Here is a 19,623-nt window from a genome sequence, read left to right on the forward strand (position 1 = left end):
CGTTCTATCCATGGCCCCGATACATTTCGCCACCGCAGGAGAACCGAAGCCGGCGACCGAGCCACTCCGCAGCCGCACGCCGGACCCGCCGCGCGCCGTATCCCGACTGCACCGGCCGCTTTTGGTTACCGCGGCGGTCATGGCAGCGCTCGCGGCGGTCTCGCTCGGGGGCATACTCGCCGACGACCGCGTCCTGCTCGGCGAGTCGGTATGGCTCAAGCCGTTCAAGTTCGGCGTCGCCTTTGCCCTCTACAGCCTCACACTGGCGTGGCTGCTGTCGTTGCCGCACAGGGGAAGCCGTGCCACGTGGTGGCTCGGAACGGTATTCGCCGTGACCGGCCTTCTCGACGTCGGTTTCATCGCCGTGCAGGCCGGCCGAGGCACATTCAGTCACTTCAACAACGCCGACCCCGACCCGGTGAACCGGATCGGGCAGACCATCTTCATGTCCGGCGTGCCGGGGTTGTTCTTCGCGAATCTGCTGATCGTGCTGATCTTGTCCTGGCAGCGCGTCGCGGACCGTCCGACGGCACGTGCCATCCACGCCGGGCTCGGCCTCGCCGTGGCCGGTATGGCACTGGGTTACGTCATGGGATACACCGGCAAGCAGTTCGTACGCGACGCCGATGGCCGGGTGGTCGAACTGATCGCCGGGCATACGGTGCTGGACGACCCCACCCGCGCCGAGCATGCCCGGGACGGCCTCGCGGGCATGCCGATCACCCACTGGAGCACCGTCGGCGGCGATCTGCGCGTACCGCACTTCGTCGGCCTGCACGGCATCCAGGTGCTGTTGGCCGTCTCGTTCACGCTGGCCTGGCTGGCTCCGCGCTATCGCTGGCTGCGCTCCGAACGCGCCCGCGCCGCCATCGTCGGCGTGCTGGCGGCGGGTTACTCCGGCCTGCTCGCCCTCGTCTTCTGGCAGGCGATGCGCGCTCAGCCACTGGTCAACCCGGACAGCGTCACGGTGGCCGCGGCCGCCGGACTCGCCGCGACGGTCGCGGCGCTGCTCGGCGCGGTATACCGGCGTCACCGCGCCGGGGCACCGGCCGCCGAATCGGTCAGCGCAGGCGTTCCGCGTCGCGGGTGAGCTCGACCACGGTCTTGCCGAGCGCCGCCAGCTCCTCGGCCGTCGCCCCCTCGGCGATGGCCGTGGCGACGTCCTCGGCGGCGCAGCGGGCGGCGAACCAGCGGTCGGCCAGGTCGGCGGCCTCCTGGGCACTGAGCACCACCGAATCGTCGGGAATCCCGGTTCCCTTCAAGCTGTTGCGATGTTCGTAGGCGCGTTGGCGACAGGACTGACGGCAGTACCGGCGGCGACGTCCGGCTTCCGATTCCACGATTTCCCGTCCGCACCACAAACAGGACAGCAAGCGGCTGCGCGACATGAGGCAGAACACTAATAGCTCGCGGCAGGCGATCCGCTCAGCGACCCCCGGAACCGGCCCCCGGCGGGCATGGCGGGCTCAGCGCGCCGGTGGCACTACAATGGAACGGTTCACCGCGGCCGCGTCGGGAACTATCGGCGCAGGCCCGATCGTTGCACAGTAGGTCCAACGAGCGCCCCGCTCGTGCGGCCCCGGTCGCAGCGCACCAAGACTCGAGCACACAGGGAGAGGCACACCATGGCAGATCGCGTACTCCGAGGCAGTCGGCTCGGAGCGGTGAGCTACGAGACCGATCGCGACCACGACCTGGCTCCGCGCCGGATCGCCCGGTACCGGACCGACAACGGCGAGGAATTCGACGTACCGTTCGCCGACGACGCCGAGATCCCGCCGACCTGGCTGTGCCGCAACGGTCAGGAAGGCGTGCTGATCGAGGGCACCAGCCAGGAGACCAAGAAGGTCAAGCCGCCGCGCACCCATTGGGACATGCTGCTGGAACGGCGCAGCAAGGAGGAGTTGGAGGAATTGCTCAAGGAGCGCCTCGAACTGCTCAAGACGCGCCGCCGCGCCTGACGAAGTCCATCGGGACGAGAATGGCCGCCGCATCGTCGATGCGGCGGCCGTTCGCTGTCGGGGTCACGGTGCCGCGGTCAGCGGCTCGCCACCTTGCGGTAGCGCAGCAGCGCCAGCGGCACGGCCACCACGAGGATCGCCACCGAGCAGATCACCGCGTACTCGACGCAGTGATCCGCCGCCCAACCGGTGGGTGGGACGAAGGTCGGCGGAGCGCCGTTGTCGAACAACTTGCGCCCAGACGCCGACACCGCGGTGATCGGATTCCATTCCGCGATCGTGCGCAGCGGACCGGGAAGGGTCTCGGCGGAGATGAACGCCGAAGAGATGAACGTCAGCGGGAACAGCCAGATCAGCCCGGCGCTCTGAGCCACCTCGACGGTCGGCGACAGCAGGCCCGTCAGCGCGCCGACCCAGGACATCGCGAACGCGAACAACAAGATCACCGCGAACGCCAGCACGGCGTCGGCGACGCCGCCGTGGATGCGCCAGCCGACGACGTATCCGCACCCGACCATCACGGCGAGGCTGAGGATGTTGACCACCAGGTCCGACAGCGTGCGGCCCATGAGCACGGCCAGCCGCGACATCGGCAGCGCTCGCATCCGGTCGATGATGCCCTTCTGCAGGTCCCCGGCCAGACCGACGGTGGTGAACGCGGCGTTGAACGCGACGGTCTGGGTGAAGATGCCGGCGAGCAGGAACTCCCGGTACTGGCCGCCGCCGAGCGAGGCGCCGAAGATGTAGGCGAACAGGAACACGAACATCAGCGGCTGGATCGTGGCGGTCACCAGCAGCGTCGGCACGCGCAGGATGGTCAGCAGATTGCGGTGCGCAACGATCGCGCTGTCCCGGAACAACCGCAGCCGTGGACCCGAATCCCGGTGCCGCCCTGCCTTTTCCGTCTCCGGCTCCGCCTTCGGGGATGCCTCCCCGACCACTGCGGTACTCACGACATGATCTCCTCTTGTACGTCGTCGGTCTCCGGGTCCGCGACGGGCGCGCCGACCGGTTTGCCGGTGATGGAAAGGAAGACGTCGTCGAGGCTCGGGCGGTGCACGTTCGCGTCGACCACGCAGACGCCGGCGTCGTCGAGCCGGCGCAGCGCTTCCACCATGGTGCGCGAGCCGTCGCCGACCACCACCGACACCTCGTCGGTCCCGGCTTCGTGACCGGGTTCGCCGACGCCGATCTGCGCCAGCACCGCGAGGGCGGGCTCGGCCTCCTGGCCCGCGGCCAACGTCACGGTGAGCCGGTCGCCGCCGATGGAAGTCTTCAGCTCGTCCGCCGAGCCGCGTGCGATGACCCGCCCGTGGTCGATGACGGTGATGCGGTCGGCCAGCAGATCGGCCTCTTCCAGATATTGCGTCGTGAGCAGCACCGTGGTGCCGTCGTCGACCAGATCGCCGATGACGCTCCACATGTCCAGCCTGCCGCGCGGGTCCAGACCGGTGGTCGGCTCGTCCAGCACCACCACGGCCGGCCGGGCGACCAGCGCGCCGGCGAGGTCGAGGCGACGGGCCATGCCGCCGGAGTAGGTGCCCGCCCTGCGGTGCGCGGCGTACTCGAGGCCCAGCGCGCTGAGCAGCTCGTCCGCCCGAGCGGATGCCTGTCGCGGCGACATCCCGTACAGCCGCGCGACCATGCGCAAGTTCTCATAGCCGGAGAGGTTGGCGTCGACGGCGGCGTACTGGCCGGACAAACCGATCCGTTTGCGTGCCGCGGCTGGATCGCGCAGCACATCGATACCCGCCACCCGCACCGATCCGGCGCACGGCTTCAGCAACGTGGTGACGATCCGCACGGTCGTCGTCTTGCCCGCGCCGTTCGGTCCGAGCAGGCCCATCACCGTGCCGGCCGGGATCTGCAGGTCGACCTCGTCCAGCACCCGGATCCGGCCATAGTTCTTCACCAGGCCGGTGACTTCCACCGCGAAACTCACGACGTCACCTCGCCGGCGCTCGGCTTCGTCGCGTCCAGCCACGTCCGCAACACCGGCCCGATCACCGACAGCGCTTCCGGGGTGGTCATCGCGGAGTGCTCGCAGCGCAGCTCGTGATCGTGGATGACCCCGGTGACGTACGGCTGCCATGCGCCGGCCCGCCGATCCGGGTGGGACCGGTTGATCTCGTCGTCGCCCGCGGTGAAGAACACCACGTCGCCGTCGAACACGCCGGGCTGGAATCCGCTGGCTTGCACCGCACCGTCGTGGTAGCCGGTGTAGAGCCGCTCCAGATGCTCGACGGTCAGCGCCGCGAACGGTCCGGACCGGGCGCGCAGCAGCTCGGCCGCGTCGCGCAGGCTCATCCCCGGATCGATCTCGGCGCCGAGTTCATCGCTGCCGAGCTCACCGACGATCTCGGCGATACTCGGGGTCGCGTGCTCGATCAACTCTTCCGACAGCCGGTAGCTGTCCATCATCGACAGCAACGCGACCTCGTCACCGGCCTCCTGCAGTTGCACCGCCATCTCGTGCGCGATCAGGCCGCCCAGAGACCAGCCGAGCAGGTGGTAGGGGCCCTCGGGCTGGATCGTCTTGATCGCGTCCACGTAGTGGCTCGCCGCGTCGGCGATCGACCGGTAGCCTTCCTGCCCCGCGACATGCGGAGCCTGCAACCCGTACACCGGACGGTCCGGCGTCAGGTGCGCGAGCAGCCCCGAGTAGCACCAGGCCAACCCGATCGCCGGGTGGACGCAGAACAGTGGCGCCTGGTCCGGCGCCGTGCGCGGCCGGATCGGCAGCACCGGCTCCAGCACCGAAGCGACCGCCGCGCCCGCGGTCGCGCCCGCGCGGTCGAGGCGTGCGGCTATGGCCGCGGGGGTGGCATCGCCGAACATCAGCTGCACCGGCAGGTCGATGCCCCTTTCCCGAAGGTGGGCAACCACTTTCGTGGCCAGCAGCGAGTTGCCGCCGAGTTCGAAGAACCCGTCGTCCGCGCCGACCGACCCCGTGCCGAGCACCTCGGCGAAGGCCGCGCACAGCGCCGTCTCCGTCGGAGTGGACGGCGCCCGGTAGCCCTTGGTCGCGGTGAAGACCGGCTCGGGCAGCTTGGCGCGGTCCAGTTTGCCCACCGGGCTCAGCGGCACCTCGTCGAGCAGCATGATCGCCTGCGGGACCATGTAGTTCGGCACCTGGCCGGCCACATGCTCGGTCAGCTCGGACGCGGTGAGCGTGACGCCGTCCCGCGGCTTCACATACGACACCAGTGCCGTCGCGCCCGCCGGGGTGCGGTGCCCGATGGTGGTGGAGAACGCCACCGCGCCGTGGCGCGCGAGCGCGGCGTCGATCTCGCCGAGCTCGATACGGAAGCCGCGGATCTTCACCTGGTGATCGGTGCGGCCGACGTACTCGATCTCCTGCGCCGACTCCGCGGCAGGCCCATTGTTCCTCGATCCGGTCCACCACCGCACCAGGTCACCGGTCCGGTACATCCGCTCCCCTGGCTTCCCGAACGGATTCGCGACGAACCGCTGCGCGGTAAGGCCGGGCCGGTTCAGGTAGCCGCGCGCAAGCGCGTCTCCCGCGAGGTGCAATTCACCGGTGACCCGGACCGGTGCGGGATGCAGGCGCGCATCGAGGATGGTCGCGTTGACGCCACGGATGGGGCCGCCGATGGTGATCGGCCCGCCCGGCTCCATCGGCTGCGAGATCACCGTGACGATGGTGGTCTCGGTCGGCCCGTACACGTTGTACAGGTTGCGGCCGGGCGCCCACCTGGACACCAGGTCCGGCGGCAACGCCTCACCGCCGACCAGCACGTGCTGGAACTCGGTGATCCCGGTGGGGTCGACCGTGCCGAGGGCCGAGGTGGTGATGAACGCGTGCGTGATCCGCTCCTGGATGAGCACCCGCCGCAGGTCGTCGCCGCCGACCACGCCCGGGGGCGTGATCACCAGGGTCGCCGCGCCGCCGAGGGCCAGCAGCAGATCGAGCATCGCGGCGTCGAAGCTCGGTGTGGCGAAGTGCAGCACGCGGCACCCCGGCTCGACATCGAACCGCTGCGCGGTCTCGGCGGCGAAGTTGGACAACCCGCCGTGCGTGACCACGACGCCCTTCGGTGTACCGGTCGAGCCCGAGGTGTAGACCACGTACGCGGGGTTGTCGATCCGCAGCGGCGCGGGGCGTTCGGCGTCGGCGATCGGCGCATCCGGCGCATCGAGCACGAGCCCGCGGAAATGCGGGTCGTCCAGCACGATCCACTCCGTGTCCTCCGGCAGCTCGTCGCGGTAGCCCGACAGCGTGATGCCGAGCGCAGCACCGGAATCCGACAGCATGTGCGCGATGCGCTGGTGTGGGTACAGCGGGTCGACCGGCACGAACGCCGCGCCGGTCTTGGCGACCGCGAGCACCGTCGCCACCGACTCGATCGACCGCGGAATACCCAGCGCCACCAGAGTTTCGGGGCCTACACCGCGTCGGATGAGGACTCGCGCCAGCCGGTTTGTCCAGCGGTCCAGCGCACCATAGGTCACCTCGGTGCCGTCGGAGACCAGCGCGACCGCGGCGCGGTCGATGTCGGCCGCCTGCTCGAACACCTCGGGGAGGGTGACCGGCCGGTCCGGCTTCGCACCGCGCACCGGAGCCAGTCCCGACCATTCGGCGGGATCGAGCAGTTCCAGATCGCCGACGGCGGTGGTCGGGTTGGCGGCGACGGCCGCGAGCAGCCGGGTCAGTCGCTTGCCGAGGCGCTGTGCGGTCGACTCGTCGAACAGATCCGTCGCGTAGTTCACCGCGACGCTGATACCGGCCGGATCGCGGTGTGCGGTCTGCGCTTCGGTCAGCGTGAATTGGAGGTCGAACTTGGCGACTCCGGTGTCCAAGTCGGCCGCCTCGATCCGCAGCCGCGGCAGGTCGACCCCGCCGACCGGCTCGTTGCGGACCGACAACATCACCTGGAACATCGGGTGGTGCGCCTGAGATCTGGCCGGGTTGAGCACCTCCACGAGACGCTCGAACGGCAGGTCCCCGTGGGCGAAGGCGTCCAGGTCGGCTTCGCGCACGGTGTGCAGCAGATCGGTGAACCGGGCGCTCGGATCGATCCGCGTGCGCAGCACCAGCGTGTTGACGAACATGCCGACCATCCGGTCCAGCGCGGGGTGACCGCGGCCCGCGATCGGCGAGCCGATCGCTATGTCGTCGGTGGCGGTCATCCGGTGCAGCAGGACCGCGAGCGCGGCGTGCAGCACCATGAACAGGCTGACATTGTTGCTGCCCGCGATCGCCTGCAATTCGCGGTGGGTGACCGGGTCCACCGTGCACTCCACGGTGCCACCCCGATAGGACGGCGTGGGCGGGCGCGGGCGGTCGGCCGGGACGGTCAGCAACTCGGGGATGCCGTCCAGAGTGCGCCGCCAGTAGTCGAGCTGTCTGCTCACCAGCGAGTCCGGGTCGTCCTCGGTGCCGAGCAGGTCCTGTTGCCACAGGGTGTAATCGGCGTATTGGACCTCGGGCTCGGCCCAGTCGGGCGCGACGCCCGCGCAGGCCGCGCGGTAGGCGACGGCGACGTCGGCGGCCATCGGTTCGAGCGACCAGCCGTCCATCGCGATGTGGTGCACGACCAGCACCAGGACGTGCTCGTCGGATACGGCGGCGACGCCGGTCGGTACCGAGAGCAGCGCCGCACGGATCGGGACTGTGGTGGCGAGGTCGAACCCTGGTGCGGCGAAACGGCGTACGGCGGCCTCGACCTGGTCCGGCGGCGCCGTCGCGCGGTCCAGCGAGATCGCCGCCTCGTCCGGGTCGAGGACGACCTGGACGGGTTCGCCGCCGACCTCAGGGAACACTGTCCGCAACGTTTCGTGCCTGGCCTGCACCGCGTGCAGCGCGGAGGCGAGCGCGTCGACGTTCAGGCGGCCGGTCATGCGCAGCACGAGCGGGATGTTGTACGCGCCCGCCGACCGATCCGCGCCCGAGGCGCCGCCTGCGTTGAATCGGTTGAGGAACCACAGCCGCCGCTGTGCGGCCGAGAGCGGGATCCGCTCCGGACGGCTCCGGCGCACCAGCGGGGGACGTCCCTCCTCGGAGTGCGCGCCCGCGTCCAGCAGTTCGGCGAGAGCGGCGACCGTCGGCGTCGCGAAGACCGTGCGCACGGCGAGCCGCACGTTCGTCGCGGCGGCCAGCCGGGCCACGAGCTGCGTTGCCAGCAGCGAGTTCCCGCCGATGTCGAAGAAGCTGTCCTCGGCGCCCACGCTCGGCACGCCGACCAGCTCGCCCATGACCTGGGCGACCAGACGCTCGCTGTCGGTCCGCGGCTCGCGGCTCGCGGTATCGGCGGCGAGCCGCGGTTCCGGCAGCGCCTTGGTGTCCAGCTTGCCGACCGGCGTCAGCGGGATGGTGTCCAGCACGGTGATGCTCGCGGGCACCATGTGCGCGGGCAGGCGCCGCCCGAGAGCTGCACGCACGGCCGCGACGTCGACGCCGGCTTTCCGGTCGGCGGGCTGGATGTACGCGACGATCCGGTCGGCACCGGCGATGCGGCGTACTTCGGTGTGCGCGAACCGGACCGCCGGGTGGTCGAAGAGTGCGACGTTGATCTCGCCGAGTTCGATGCGGAACCCGCGCATCTTCACCTGGTGATCGCTGCGGCCCAGGTAGACCAGCTCGCCGGCCGCGTTCCAGCGCACGACGTCACCGGTTCGGTACATCCTGGTTCCGGCCGGGCCGTACGGGTCGGCCACGAAACGCGCGGCGGTGAGCCCGAATCGGTCCAAGTATCCGCGTGCCACGCCCAGGCCGCCGAGGTACAGCTCGCCCGGTACGCCGACCGGCACCGGACGCAACCGCTCGTCGAGCACCAGCGCTGTGGCACCCCGCACCAGCGTGCCGATGGTGATCGGCTCGCCGATCACCATCGGGCTGGTCGCGCTCACGACGATCGTGGTCTCGGTGGGCCCGTACACGTTGTACAAGTTGCGGTCCGGCGCCCACCTGGTAACCAGCTCCGGCGGCAACGCCTCGCCGCCGATCATCAGTGCACGCAGATGCGGCAGCGACCAGCGCCCGTGATCGATGGTGGCCAGGGCGGCGGTGGTCATGAAGGTGTGGGTGATCCGCTCGCGTTCCAGCAGTGCGGCCAGCTCGTCGCCGCCGTAGATGTCCGGCGGGCAGATCACCATGGCCGCACCGGCGCCCACCGCCAGCACCAGGTCGAATACCGCCGCGTCGAAGCTCGGCGTGGAGAAGTGCAGCGTGTTCGAGTGCTCATCGACGCCTGTGCGGTCGCGGACCTCGTCGGCGAAGTTGGACAGGCCGGCGTGGGTGACCGCGACTCCCTTGGGGACTCCGGTCGATCCGGAGGTGTAGATCAAGTAGGCGATGTCGGACACGTGGGTAGCGCGCACGCGCTCCATGTCGCCGATCGGCGTTCCATCGTAGCTACGCAATTCATCGACGAATTCGGCGTTGTCCAGCAGCAACCACTCGGTGTCCACGCCCGCCGCGGAACTCGCCCGCAGACGCTCGGCGTGCTCGCCGGCCGTGATGCCGACCGCGCAGCCGGAGTCGCTGAGCATGTGCCGAACCCGATCGGCCGGGTACTTCGGGTCGACCGGCACGAACGCGGCGCCGGACTTGGCCACGGCGAGCATCGCGACGACCGAGTCGATCGACCGGGTGAGGCCGAGCCCGACGCGGTCCTCCGTCCCGAGCCCGCGCGCGATCAACGCGCGCGCCAAACGATTCGAGCGCTGCTCCACTTCGGCGTATGTCAAGGACGTGGCACCCGAGCGCAGGAACGGGTGGTCCGGATACCTGCGCGCGGCGGCGGTGAAGAAGTCGCCCAGCGTGCACGGCGGGGCTGACGGCCCGCCCTTCGCGGGGGCGAGCGTGCGGCGCTCGTGTTCGGTGCGCGCGTCGATGGCGCGCACCGGCACGTGCGGGTCGGCGGTGACGGCGGTGAGCACCCGCAGGAACCGGTCGGCCAGCGTCTCGATCGTCGCCTCGTCGAAAAGCTCAGCAGCATAGACGAATTCGAAGCCCGGATCACCGAGGTGGGCTCCGGTGTCGAAGCCGATGTTCGCCACGCGCAGCTCCAGGTCGAATTTCGCCAGCGCAATGTCCAAGGGCTCCGCGCGCAGTGCGAGGCCGGGCAGCTCCAGCGTCGGCACGGGGCCGTCCTGCACGCTCAGCGCCACCTGGAACAAGGGGTGCCGGCCCGACGCCCGGGACTCGCGGCCGAGTTCCTCGACGATGCGCTCGAACGGGATGTCGGCGTGCGCCATCGCGGCCAGCTCGGTGTCGCGGTCGGCGCGCAGCAAGTCGGCGAAGCCACGGTCGGGATCCACGTCCGAGCGCAGCACCAGCGTGTTCACGAACATGCCGACCAGCTCGTCGAGCTTGGTGTCGGTCCGGCCCGCCACCGGGGTGCCGATCACGATGTCGCGGCCGCCGGTGACGCAACGCAGCAGCACCGCGAAGGCCGAACGCAGCACCATGAACTTGCTCACGCCCTGATCGCGGGCGATCTCGGAAAGCCTGCGCTGCACCGGCTCCGGCACCGTGAAACGCACGGTGCCGGCCCGCTGGGTCGGCTCCATGGGCCGTGGCCGGTCGTAGGGCAGCGGCAGTTGGTCGGGAATGTCCGCCAGCGCGGTCCGCCAGTACTCCAATTGGGTGCTCGCCACACTGGCCGGGTCGTCCTCCGCACCGAGGCAGGCGCGCTGCCAGAGCCCGAAGTCGGCGTACTGCACCGGAAGCGGAGCCCAGGATGGCGAATCGCCCTCGTGCCGTGCCGCATACGCGGCCGCCAGATCCTTGGTCAGCGGACCGAGCGACCAACCGTCGGCGGCGATGTGGTGCAGCACGATGCCGAGCAGATAGCGCTCGGGCGAGGTGCGCAGCAGCGACAGACGCACCGGCGTCTGCCTGGTGAGGTCGAAACCGGTGTGCGCCAAGGCTTCCAGCGCGGCCCTTGCCCCGGAATCGTCGATGTCGGTCGCCATCACGTCCGGCACCGCTCGCTCGACCGGCAGCACCACCTGCTGGGCGCCTTCGGCGTCTTCCGGGAAGACGGTCCGCAGCACTTCGTGCCGCCGCACCAGGTCGGCGATCGCGGCCCGCAAGGCAGGCACGTCCAGCTCACCGGCGATGCGGATCACGAAAGCGATGTTGTACGCGCTCGATTCGGGCGCATATCGGTTGAGGAACCACAGCCGCTGCTGCGGCAGCGACAATGGGATACGTCCTGGACGCGGCGTCTGCACCGCCAGCGCCGGCCGCTGCGTCCGGGGCGCCGCGGCCAGCTGCTCGGCGACCCCGGCGACGGTGGGCATCTCGAAGATCGACCGCACCGGCAGCTCCACGGCGAACTTCGCGTGGATCGCGGCGGCCAGCCTGGTGGCCAGCAGTGAGTTGCCGCCGAGATCGAAGAAACTGTCCTCGGCGCCGGTGACCGGGCGGCCGAGGATATCGCCGAACACGCCCGCGACCTGCAACTCCAGCTCGGTGCTCGGCGCACGGGAGGTGCCCGAAGCCGCGAACACCGGCTGCGGCAACGCCTTCCGGTCCAGCTTGCCCGCCGGAGTGAGCGGAACCTCGTCCAGCACGGCGATCGACGCGGGCACCATGTAGCCGGGCAACAGCTGGCGCGCGGTGTCCAGAACTGCCCTCGGCTCGACCGGCCGGTCGGCGGTCACGTAGGAGGCGAGCCGCACCTGGCCGTGCTCGTCGGTGTGCACGACGGTCAGCGCGAAGCGGACGCCGGGATGCAGGCGCAGCGCGTGGTCGACCTCGCGCAGTTCGATGCGGAAACCACGGATCTTGATCTGGTCGTCGGCGCGTCCGAGGAAGCGGAGCTGCCCCGACCGCTCCAAGACCACCAGATCGCCGGTGCGGTACATGCGCTCGCCGCGCCTGCCGTGCGGGTTGGCCACGAACCGTTGCGCGGTCAGACCGAAGCGGCCGAGGTAGCCGCGGGCCACGCCGGGGCCGGATACGTACAGTTCGCCCGGCGTGCCCGGCGGCACCGGGTGCAGACGGTCGTCCAGCACGAACAGCCGCATGCCGCGCACCGGCATGCCGAGCGGCACCGGGCGGCCCGGCACCATCGGCCCGGACGCGGTCGCGGCGACGGTGGCCTCGGACGGGCCGTACATGTTGTGCATGCGACGCCCGGTGGTCCAGGTCTCGACCAGTTCCTCGGAGCAGGCGTCACCGCCGACGATGACCACCTCGAGGTCGCCGAGTCCCTCGTCCGGCACGGTGGCCAGCGCGGCGGGCGTCACGAACGCGTGCGTCACCCGCTCCTCGCGCAGCAGCCTGCCCAGTTCGGCGCCGCCGTACATGCCCGCGGGGGCGATCACCATGGTGGCGCCCGCGGCGAAGCCGAGCAACATCTCCAGTACCGACGCGTCGAAGCTGGGCGAGGAGAAGTGCAGCGTCCGCGCCGAATCCGAGATGCCGAACAGGTAGGTCTGCTCGGCGGCGAGCGAGGCGATACCCCCGTGCGTGACGACGACCGCCTTGGGTGTGCCGGTGGAACCGGAGGTGTAGATGAGGTAGGCCGGTTGGCTCACCCGCATCGGGTGGTGCCGTTCTGCGTCGGTGATCGGATCGGCCGGATAGCAGGCGAGTTCGGCCGCCAGCTCGTCGGAGCCGAGCACCAGCCAGTCGACCTGGGACTTGCGGTGCCTGCCCTGCGCCTGCGGCCTGACGGGCATGGCGGCCAGGCTCGCGGAGTCGGTCAGCCCCACCATGACACCGGAGTCACCGATCATGTGCGCGATCCGCTCGCCGGGGTAGCTCGGGTCGATCGGCACGTAGGCCGCACCGGTTTTGGCGACAGCCCACACCGCGGTGATCGCGTCCAGGCCGCGGGGCAGTGCGATCGCGACGACCATCTCGGGACCGGCGCCGTGTTCGATGAGGGCGCGGGCCAGGGTGTTCGACCGCTCGTCGAGTTCCCGGTAGGTGGTGTCGGCGCCCAGGTAGCGCACCGCCACCGCGTCCGGCACCCGCATGGCGGTGCCGGTGAGCAACGTGGCCAGGGTGATCGGGGACTCGGCCGGTGCGCCCCCGAGGGGCACCAGGTTCTCGGTTTCCTTGCGGTCCAGGATGGGCACGTCGCCCACCGGAAGCTCGGGCGCGGCCACACCCCCGCTCAGCACGGCGACGAACCGGCGGGCGAACGACCGCACCGTGTTCTGATCGAAAATGTCAGTGGCATAGCCGAATTCGGCTGAAAGCGGCCCATCGCCGGTGTCGTCGTGCACGACCAGTTGCAAGTCGAACTTCGCGACGTCCGTCGCGATCGGCAGCACCTTCGCGCGCACACCGGGCAGGTCGATGCGCAGATCCGGCGCGTGATCGTAGGACAGCATCACCTGGAACAGCGGATGGCGGGACGGCGAGCGCTCCGGGTTGACCACCTCGACCAGCCGCTCGAACGGCACGTCGGCGTTGGCGAAGGCGTTGAGGTCGGTCTCGCGCACCACGTCGAGCATCCGGTCGAAGCCCGCGGCCGGGTCGACCTCGGTGCGCAGCACCAGCGTGTTGACGAACATGCCGACCAGATCGTCCAGCGCCGGGTCCGAACGCCCCGCGATGGGCGTGCCGATCGCGATGTCGCCGCTCGCGCACAGCCTGGACAGCAACGTGGCCAGGGCCGCGTGCAGCACCATGAACATGCTCACGCCGCGACTGGCCGCCAATTCCACTGCGGCGCGTCGGATCTCGGCCGGAATGGTGAACTCGACCCGGCCGCCGACGGTGGATCTGTGCAGTGGGCGCGGCCGGTCCAGCGGTAGGTCGAGCTGGTCGGGCAACCCGGCCAGCTCCGAGCGCCAATGCGTCAGCTGACGACTGAGCGCACTAGCCGGATCGGACTCCTCGCCGAGCAGTTCACGCTGCCAGAGCGCGAAGTCGGCGTACTGCACCGGCAGATCCGTCCACTGCGGCGCGACGCCGTTGGCACGCGCGGACACCGCGGTCATCAAGTCCCGGGCCAGTGGCGCGATGGACCACCCGTCGCCGCAGATGTGATGCAGCACGATGAGGAACACATGTTGCTGGGGTCCGGTGCGGTACAGCGCGACCCGGATCGGTGCCTGGCTGCGCAGGTCGAAACCGTAACCGGCGTATTCGGTGGCCAGCGCGGCCACGTCGGCGCCGGTGGCCTCGATCGGGTCGAGCATCAGCGGAATCGCGTCGGCCGGATGAATCAGCTGGTAGGGCCCCTCCGGTGACTCCGGGAAGGTGGTGCGCAGGCTCTCGTGCCGCTCGATGACGTCGACCAGACCCGCGCGCAGCGCCGCCACATCCAGCGGACCGTCGATCTCGACGGCCAGCGGCATGTTGTAGGCGGCGGCGTGCTCGGAGAACCGGTTGAGAATCCACAAACGCTGCTGTGCCTGGGACAGCGGGATGCGGTCCGGCCGCTCGGCGGGCGTCAACCGCGGCGACGACGCGTCGGAGGTCTCCATGGCGAAACGCTGGGTGAGCGCCGCGATGGTCGCGGCCTCGAACAGATCGCGAATGGTCAGCGCGGTGCCGAGCGCGGCGTTGATCCTCGCCACCGCACGCGCGGCGATGAGCGAGTTGCCGCCCATCTCGAAAAAGCTGTCCTCGACGCCGATCTCGGTCTCCAAGACCTCCGCGAAGATGCCGGCCAGCACCCGCTCCACCTCGGTGCGCGGCTCGGCCACCGGCCGCATCGGGCGGGTGCCGACCGCAGGCGCGGGCAACGCTTTGCGATCGATCTTGCCGTTGGCGTTCAGCGGAAGCTCGTCGAGCTGCATCAGCGCGGAGGGCACCATGTACCCCGGCAGCGTGCGCCGCAAGCCGGTCAGCAGCGCGGCGGTGTCCAAGCGGACGTCGCCGTCGGCCTGTTTGGCCGCGACGACGTAGGCGACCAGCTCGTCACCGGTGCGCCCGGTATGTGCCACGCAGACCGCCCTGGCCACTCCCGGGTCGTCCAGCAGCGCGGCCTCGATCTCCCCGAGTTCGATGCGCAAACCGCGGATCTTGACCTGGAAGTCGCTGCGCCCCAGGTATTCCAGCACGCCTGGCTCGTCGCCGGAGCGGCCGACCTGCCAGCGCGCCAGGTCACCGGTGCGATACATCCGCGCGCCGGGCGTGAACGGGCTGGCCACGAACCGGTCCGCGGTCAGCCGCGGTTGCCGCAGGTAACCGCGGGCCAATTGAACACCGGCGAGGTACAGCTCGCCGACCGCGCCGGGCGGGACCGGTTGCAGCCGCGAATCCAGCACGTAGGTCTGGGTGTTCCACACCGGCGAGCCGATCGGTACGCTGCTCGCGTCCGGTGCGCAAGGCCAGTAGGTGACGTCCACGGCGGCTTCGGTGGGACCGTACAGGTTGTGCAGCTCGCAGGTGGGTAATGCCGCGTAGAACTCCCGGACGGCGGCGGCGGGTAAGGCCTCGCCGCTGCAGAACACCTGGCGCAGGCCGGTGCAGCCGCTCAGGTCGGCCTCGGTGACGAACACCGACAGCATCGACGGCACGAAATGCGCTGTCGTGATGCCCTTTTCCGCGATGACGCGGGCGAGGTAGGCCGGGTCACGGTGGCCGTCGGGTGCGGCGACCACCAGGCGTGCGCCGATCTGCAAGGGCCAGAAGAACTCCCACACCGAGACATCGAAGGTCGCGGGTGTCTTCTGTAAGACGGCGTCGGTGCGGTCGAGCGGGTACTCGTGCTGCATCCAGCGCAGCCGGTTGACGATCGCGGCGTGCGTGACGCCGACGCCCTTGGGTTTTCCGGTCGAGCCGGAGGTGAAGATCACGTACGCGAGGTGATCGGGGCGCAGTTCGCCGCGGCGGTCGGCGTCGGTGATCGGCGCGTCGTCGAAACCGGATACCCGCACGGTGTCGATGTCCACCCTCGGCGCGACCTTCGGCAGGTCGAGCTCGTCGCGCGCCGCGGTGAGCACGCACAGCGGTTCGGCGTGCCGCAGGATCTGCCCGATCCGCTCGGCGGGATGCTCCGGGTCCAGCGGCAGGTACGCCGCGCCCGCCTTGACGATCGCGTACATGCCGACGACCAGGTCGGCGCTGCGACGCAGGCACAGCGCGACCGTGGTGTCCGGACCGGCGCCCCGGGCGATGAGTAGCCGGGCCAGGCGATTGGCGCGCGCGTCCAGTTCGGCGTAGGTCAGCGCCTCGTCGCCGAACTCGAGCGCGATCGTGTCCGGGTCGGCCGCGGCACGCTCGGCGAACAGGCTCGCGAGCGTGCCGTCCTGCCGGGGCGTCTCGGTGGCGTTCCATGCCCGCAGGACCTGTTCTCGCTCGCCGTCGGTGATCGCGACGAGCGACTCGGCGGGCGTCTGCGGATCCGCCTCCAAGAACCGGCCGAGAAAGTCCAGGTAGCGCGCGTGATGCACGCCGACCTCGGCGTCACTGTAGAGCCGGGGATTGGCTTCGAAGTCGATGCGGAGGCGATCGCCTGCGCCGTTGTAGACGTTGACCGACAGATCCTCGACCGGCCCGGTGGCCAGCACGTGGATCGAGCCGACCAGGTCGCCGAACCGCAGCTCGTTGTGGAACAGCATGAGGTTGACCATGGGTCCGAAGAATCCGCGCGCGTCGCGGGAGTAGCCGCTGTCGCGCCGGATGTCCTCATGCCGGTAGCGCTGATGGCGCAGGGCGCCGGTGATCTGCAGTTCGGCCGCTTTCACCAGGTCGGCGACCGTGGTGGAGTCGTCCATCCGCAACCGGATAGGCACGACGTTGGACACCACGCCCGCCGAGCGGCGCAACGACACCGTGGTGCGCGCTGAGACGGGCAGGCTCAAGACCACATCCCGGTTTCCGGTCACCGATCGCACATAAGCGGCCAGCGCCGCGACGAACATCGCGGCGTCGGTCGTGTCGTTCGCGGCGGTGGCCGCTTCGAGCGCGGCGTGGCGCTCGTCGTCGAGCATGGCGGTGGCGAGTCTGCGGCCCGCGTCGTGGGTGGCGGCGGTGAGCCGGGCGCCGCCCAGGGTCACCGGCTCGCCGGCCCCGGACAGCTGCTCGAGCCAGTACTCGCGATCGTTGTGGAAGCGGCTGGAGCTGTGGTAGCGCGCCTCGTCGGCGTAGATATCGGCCAGTGGGTTCGCACGCGAGGCAATCGGCTCGGTCTGGTTCTCCAGTGCCGTGTAGATCTCCGCCGTGCGGGTGAGCGCGTTCATCGCGCCGTAGCCATCGATGGTGATGTGGTGGGCGCAGGAATACCAGATGTAGTCGGACTCCCCGATCCGCAGCACCGCGTTGGAGGTCAGCGGGTCGCGCTCCAGATCGATCGGCGAGTTCGTGTGGTCGTGCATCCAGCGCAGCGCGGCCGCGTGCGGATCGGGCTCGGAGCGCAGGTCGATGCGGGCCCAGCCGGGCCGGTGGACCGGATCGACGAGCTGGTAGGGAGTGCCGTCGATCTCCGCCAAGCGAACCTGGCCGACCTGGGTCTCGGCGCCGAACCGCTCGATCGAGTACAGCAGCCGCCCCTCGTCCAGATCACCGTGGATCTCGACGTACTGCGAGATCGTCAGCGGTACGTCGGGGCGGATGCGCTGCGCGTACCAGAGAGCCGTCTGTGCGGGTGACAGAGCAAACGGTTGTGCCGAAAATTCGCCGGATGAACATTGGTCGACGCGATCCGTGGCCAATGAACTCATCAATCACTCCGTTCTGCCGCTATTGACGCAACTCCCCGAGCACCATCACAGCAAGCGCACGCGCGCCAGCCGGGACGTGATCCACGCCCTATGATTCGGAGCATCACATCAGCCGGATTGCCAGCGTTTTGGATTTGTTTCACATCCAACGCCCTTGGCAGAAGGCCACTTTGGTTGGTTACATTTCCGCAAACATTGCGACTCGATGAGGTCGAGCCAAAAGGAAACAGCACCTGACCAGACCGTCCAATGCTACTGCGACGCTCAGTGGAGTTATCGAGCTAACCCCGCGCAACGCAACACTGCCCCATTACTCCGTGGGCAAGTTGGGGGCTAGAACATACCGAGTGTTCGGTTATTTCTGGTTTGGTTGGACTACCGGTCGAGCGGTCACGCCAGCGTTGTCGGTCGAGTCGTCCTCGCGGGTGGATCGCCGCCGGATGATCGCGGCAAGTACGGCGGCAGCGGTCAGAATAGCGAAGATTCGCTCCGGGACAGGGCCAATTCGCGTCGCCAGCGTGTTGTCGTCGCGGAGCGGAAGCTCCGCGACCAAGGCGGCGGGCACGAACAGCGCCGTTTCCTGCCGCACGCTGCCATCGGCGGCGATGATCGCGCTCACACCCGAGGTCGCCGCGACGACCAAGGCCCTTCCGTGTTCGACGGCACGGATACGGGACATGGCCAGCTGCTGATAGGTCATCTCGCTGTCGCCGAAGGTAGCGTTGTTGGTGGGCACGGTGAGCAGCTCGGCGCCCGCGCGCATCGCGTCTTCGAACGCCCTGTCGAAGGCCACCTCATAGCAGGTGGCGACGCCGATGTCGATGCCGGCGGCCCGTACTACGCCGTCGCCGTGGCCGGGGACGAAATATCCTGCCCGATCGGCGTATTCGGAGAACAGCCGGAAGAAGCCGCGCATCGGCAGGTACTCGCCGAAGGGCTGGATGATCTTCTTGTCATGCCGCTCGCCCGGGCCCGCCGCGCCGTTCCACACCATCACCGAGTTGGTGGTCGTCCGATCCGAATTGACCAGCACCGCGCCGACCAGGATCGGTGCGCCGATCCGCTCGGAGGCCGCGGTGATCAAGGCGGCGGCGTCGCCGTTGCGCAGCGGATCGATGTCCGAGGAGTTCTCCGGCCAGATCACCACATCCGGTCGCGGCGCGCGGCCCGCCGCGACGTCCGCGGCCAGTTCCTCGGTACGGCGCACGTGGTTGTCCAGCACGGCGCGCCGCTGTTCGTTGAAATCCAGCCCGAGCCGCGGCACGCTCCCTTGGATCGCGGCGACCGTGACCGTTCGGTCGCCCGAGTCCGGGCCCGGCAAGGCGGAGCGGAGCAGCAGTCCGGCGACAGGCATGACGGCCACGGTGAGCACCGCCGCGGCATACCCGAGCCGGGCCGCGTGGGCCGCGGGCGCGGAGATTCCGGGCCCGGCGTCGGAGACCGATGCGTCAGCCCTTCTGGATGCGCGACGTGACCACAGCAGGGACGCCAGTGCCGCGGCACCGGTTCCGGTGAGGGCCACCGCGAACCCGACCAGCGGTGCGCCGCCGACCGCAGCCAGCGGCAGGAACCAGCCGTCGGCTTGGCCGAATGCCAAGCGGCCCCAGGGAAATCCGCCGAAGGGGAAGCTGGAGCGGCCCCACTCGGCGGTCGTCCAGGCCAGCGCCACCCACAGGGGCCAGCCGGGAAGCGTGCCGACGAGCCGGGCGAGCAGACCGAAGACGCCCACGTGGACCGCGCACGCGGTGGACAGCGCAAGCCACGGCACCGGCCCGACGTAGATGCCGGTCCACGGCAGCAACGGGAGGAAGAACGCCAGGCCGGCCAGGAATCCGTAACCGAAGCCCGCGCGCAGGCGTCCAGCACTTCGGGCCACCAGCGTAAGCAGGGCCATGCCGACCGGCGCGAGGAACCACCACGGCCGTGGCGGAAAGCTGCCGAACAGCAGCAGCCCGGCGAGGATCGCCGCCGCGGAGCGCGCCGGCACCGGATGCCTGCGCACCGCGGCCGCCAGCGACCGCATCCATTCCGCTACCCGCTCGCGCACCATCCCCTGGCTACC

Annotated in this window: 7 protein-coding genes; 2 read left to right on the forward strand and 5 right to left on the reverse strand. The window is 69.8% G+C overall.

The annotated features are described in order from the left end of the window. Nucleotides 1-139: 139 nt before the first annotated feature. Complete coding sequence (locus tag IU459_RS29975) at nt 140-1,090, forward strand: hypothetical protein (RefSeq protein WP_195132954.1); 951 nt, start codon at nt 140-142, stop codon at nt 1,088-1,090. Here IU459_RS29975 and IU459_RS29980 read toward each other — a convergent pair. Further along, the gene (locus IU459_RS29980; protein ID WP_195132955.1) at nt 1,062-1,388 is read right to left on the reverse strand and encodes a hypothetical protein; all 327 of its coding nucleotides are present in this window, start codon (nt 1,386-1,388) and stop codon (nt 1,062-1,064) included. The genes IU459_RS29975 and IU459_RS29980 overlap by 29 nt on opposite strands. A gap of 237 nt (nt 1,389-1,625) precedes the next feature. On the opposite strand from IU459_RS29980, the gene IU459_RS29985 reads away from it, so the two are divergent. Continuing rightward, complete coding sequence (locus IU459_RS29985; protein WP_040779429.1) at nt 1,626-1,961, forward strand: RNA polymerase-binding protein RbpA; 336 nt, start codon at nt 1,626-1,628, stop codon at nt 1,959-1,961. Nucleotides 1,962-2,038: 77 nt separating this feature from the next. On the opposite strand, the gene IU459_RS29990 is transcribed toward IU459_RS29985, so the two are convergent. The 4 genes from IU459_RS29990 to lnt all read right to left on the reverse strand — a co-directional run bounded on the left by IU459_RS29990 (nt 2,039) and on the right by lnt (nt 19,584). After that, entirely contained in the window at nt 2,039-2,821 is a 783-nt protein-coding gene (locus IU459_RS29990; RefSeq protein ID WP_195132992.1) for an ABC transporter permease, read from the reverse strand. A gap of 89 nt (nt 2,822-2,910) precedes the next feature. Beyond that, nucleotides 2,911-3,903 (reverse strand): ATP-binding cassette domain-containing protein, encoded by a 993-nt coding sequence (locus IU459_RS29995; protein WP_195132956.1) that lies wholly within the window; start codon nt 3,901-3,903, stop codon nt 2,911-2,913. Next, on the reverse strand, nt 3,900-17,561 hold the full coding sequence (locus IU459_RS30000) for a non-ribosomal peptide synthetase (RefSeq protein ID WP_195132957.1): 13,662 nt from the start codon (nt 17,559-17,561) through the stop codon (nt 3,900-3,902). Before IU459_RS30000 ends, IU459_RS29995 begins: the two co-directional genes overlap by 4 nt. A 355-nt stretch (nt 17,562-17,916) precedes the next feature. Next, nucleotides 17,917-19,584, reverse strand: coding sequence for an apolipoprotein N-acyltransferase (lnt, locus tag IU459_RS30005; protein ID WP_195132993.1), 1,668 nt, complete (start codon nt 19,582-19,584; stop codon nt 17,917-17,919). Nucleotides 19,585-19,623 lie beyond the last annotated feature (39 nt).

The sequence above is a fragment of the Nocardia amamiensis genome (assembly GCF_015477605.1).
GTDB classification, from domain to species: Bacteria; Actinomycetota; Actinomycetes; order Mycobacteriales; family Mycobacteriaceae; genus Nocardia; species Nocardia amamiensis_A.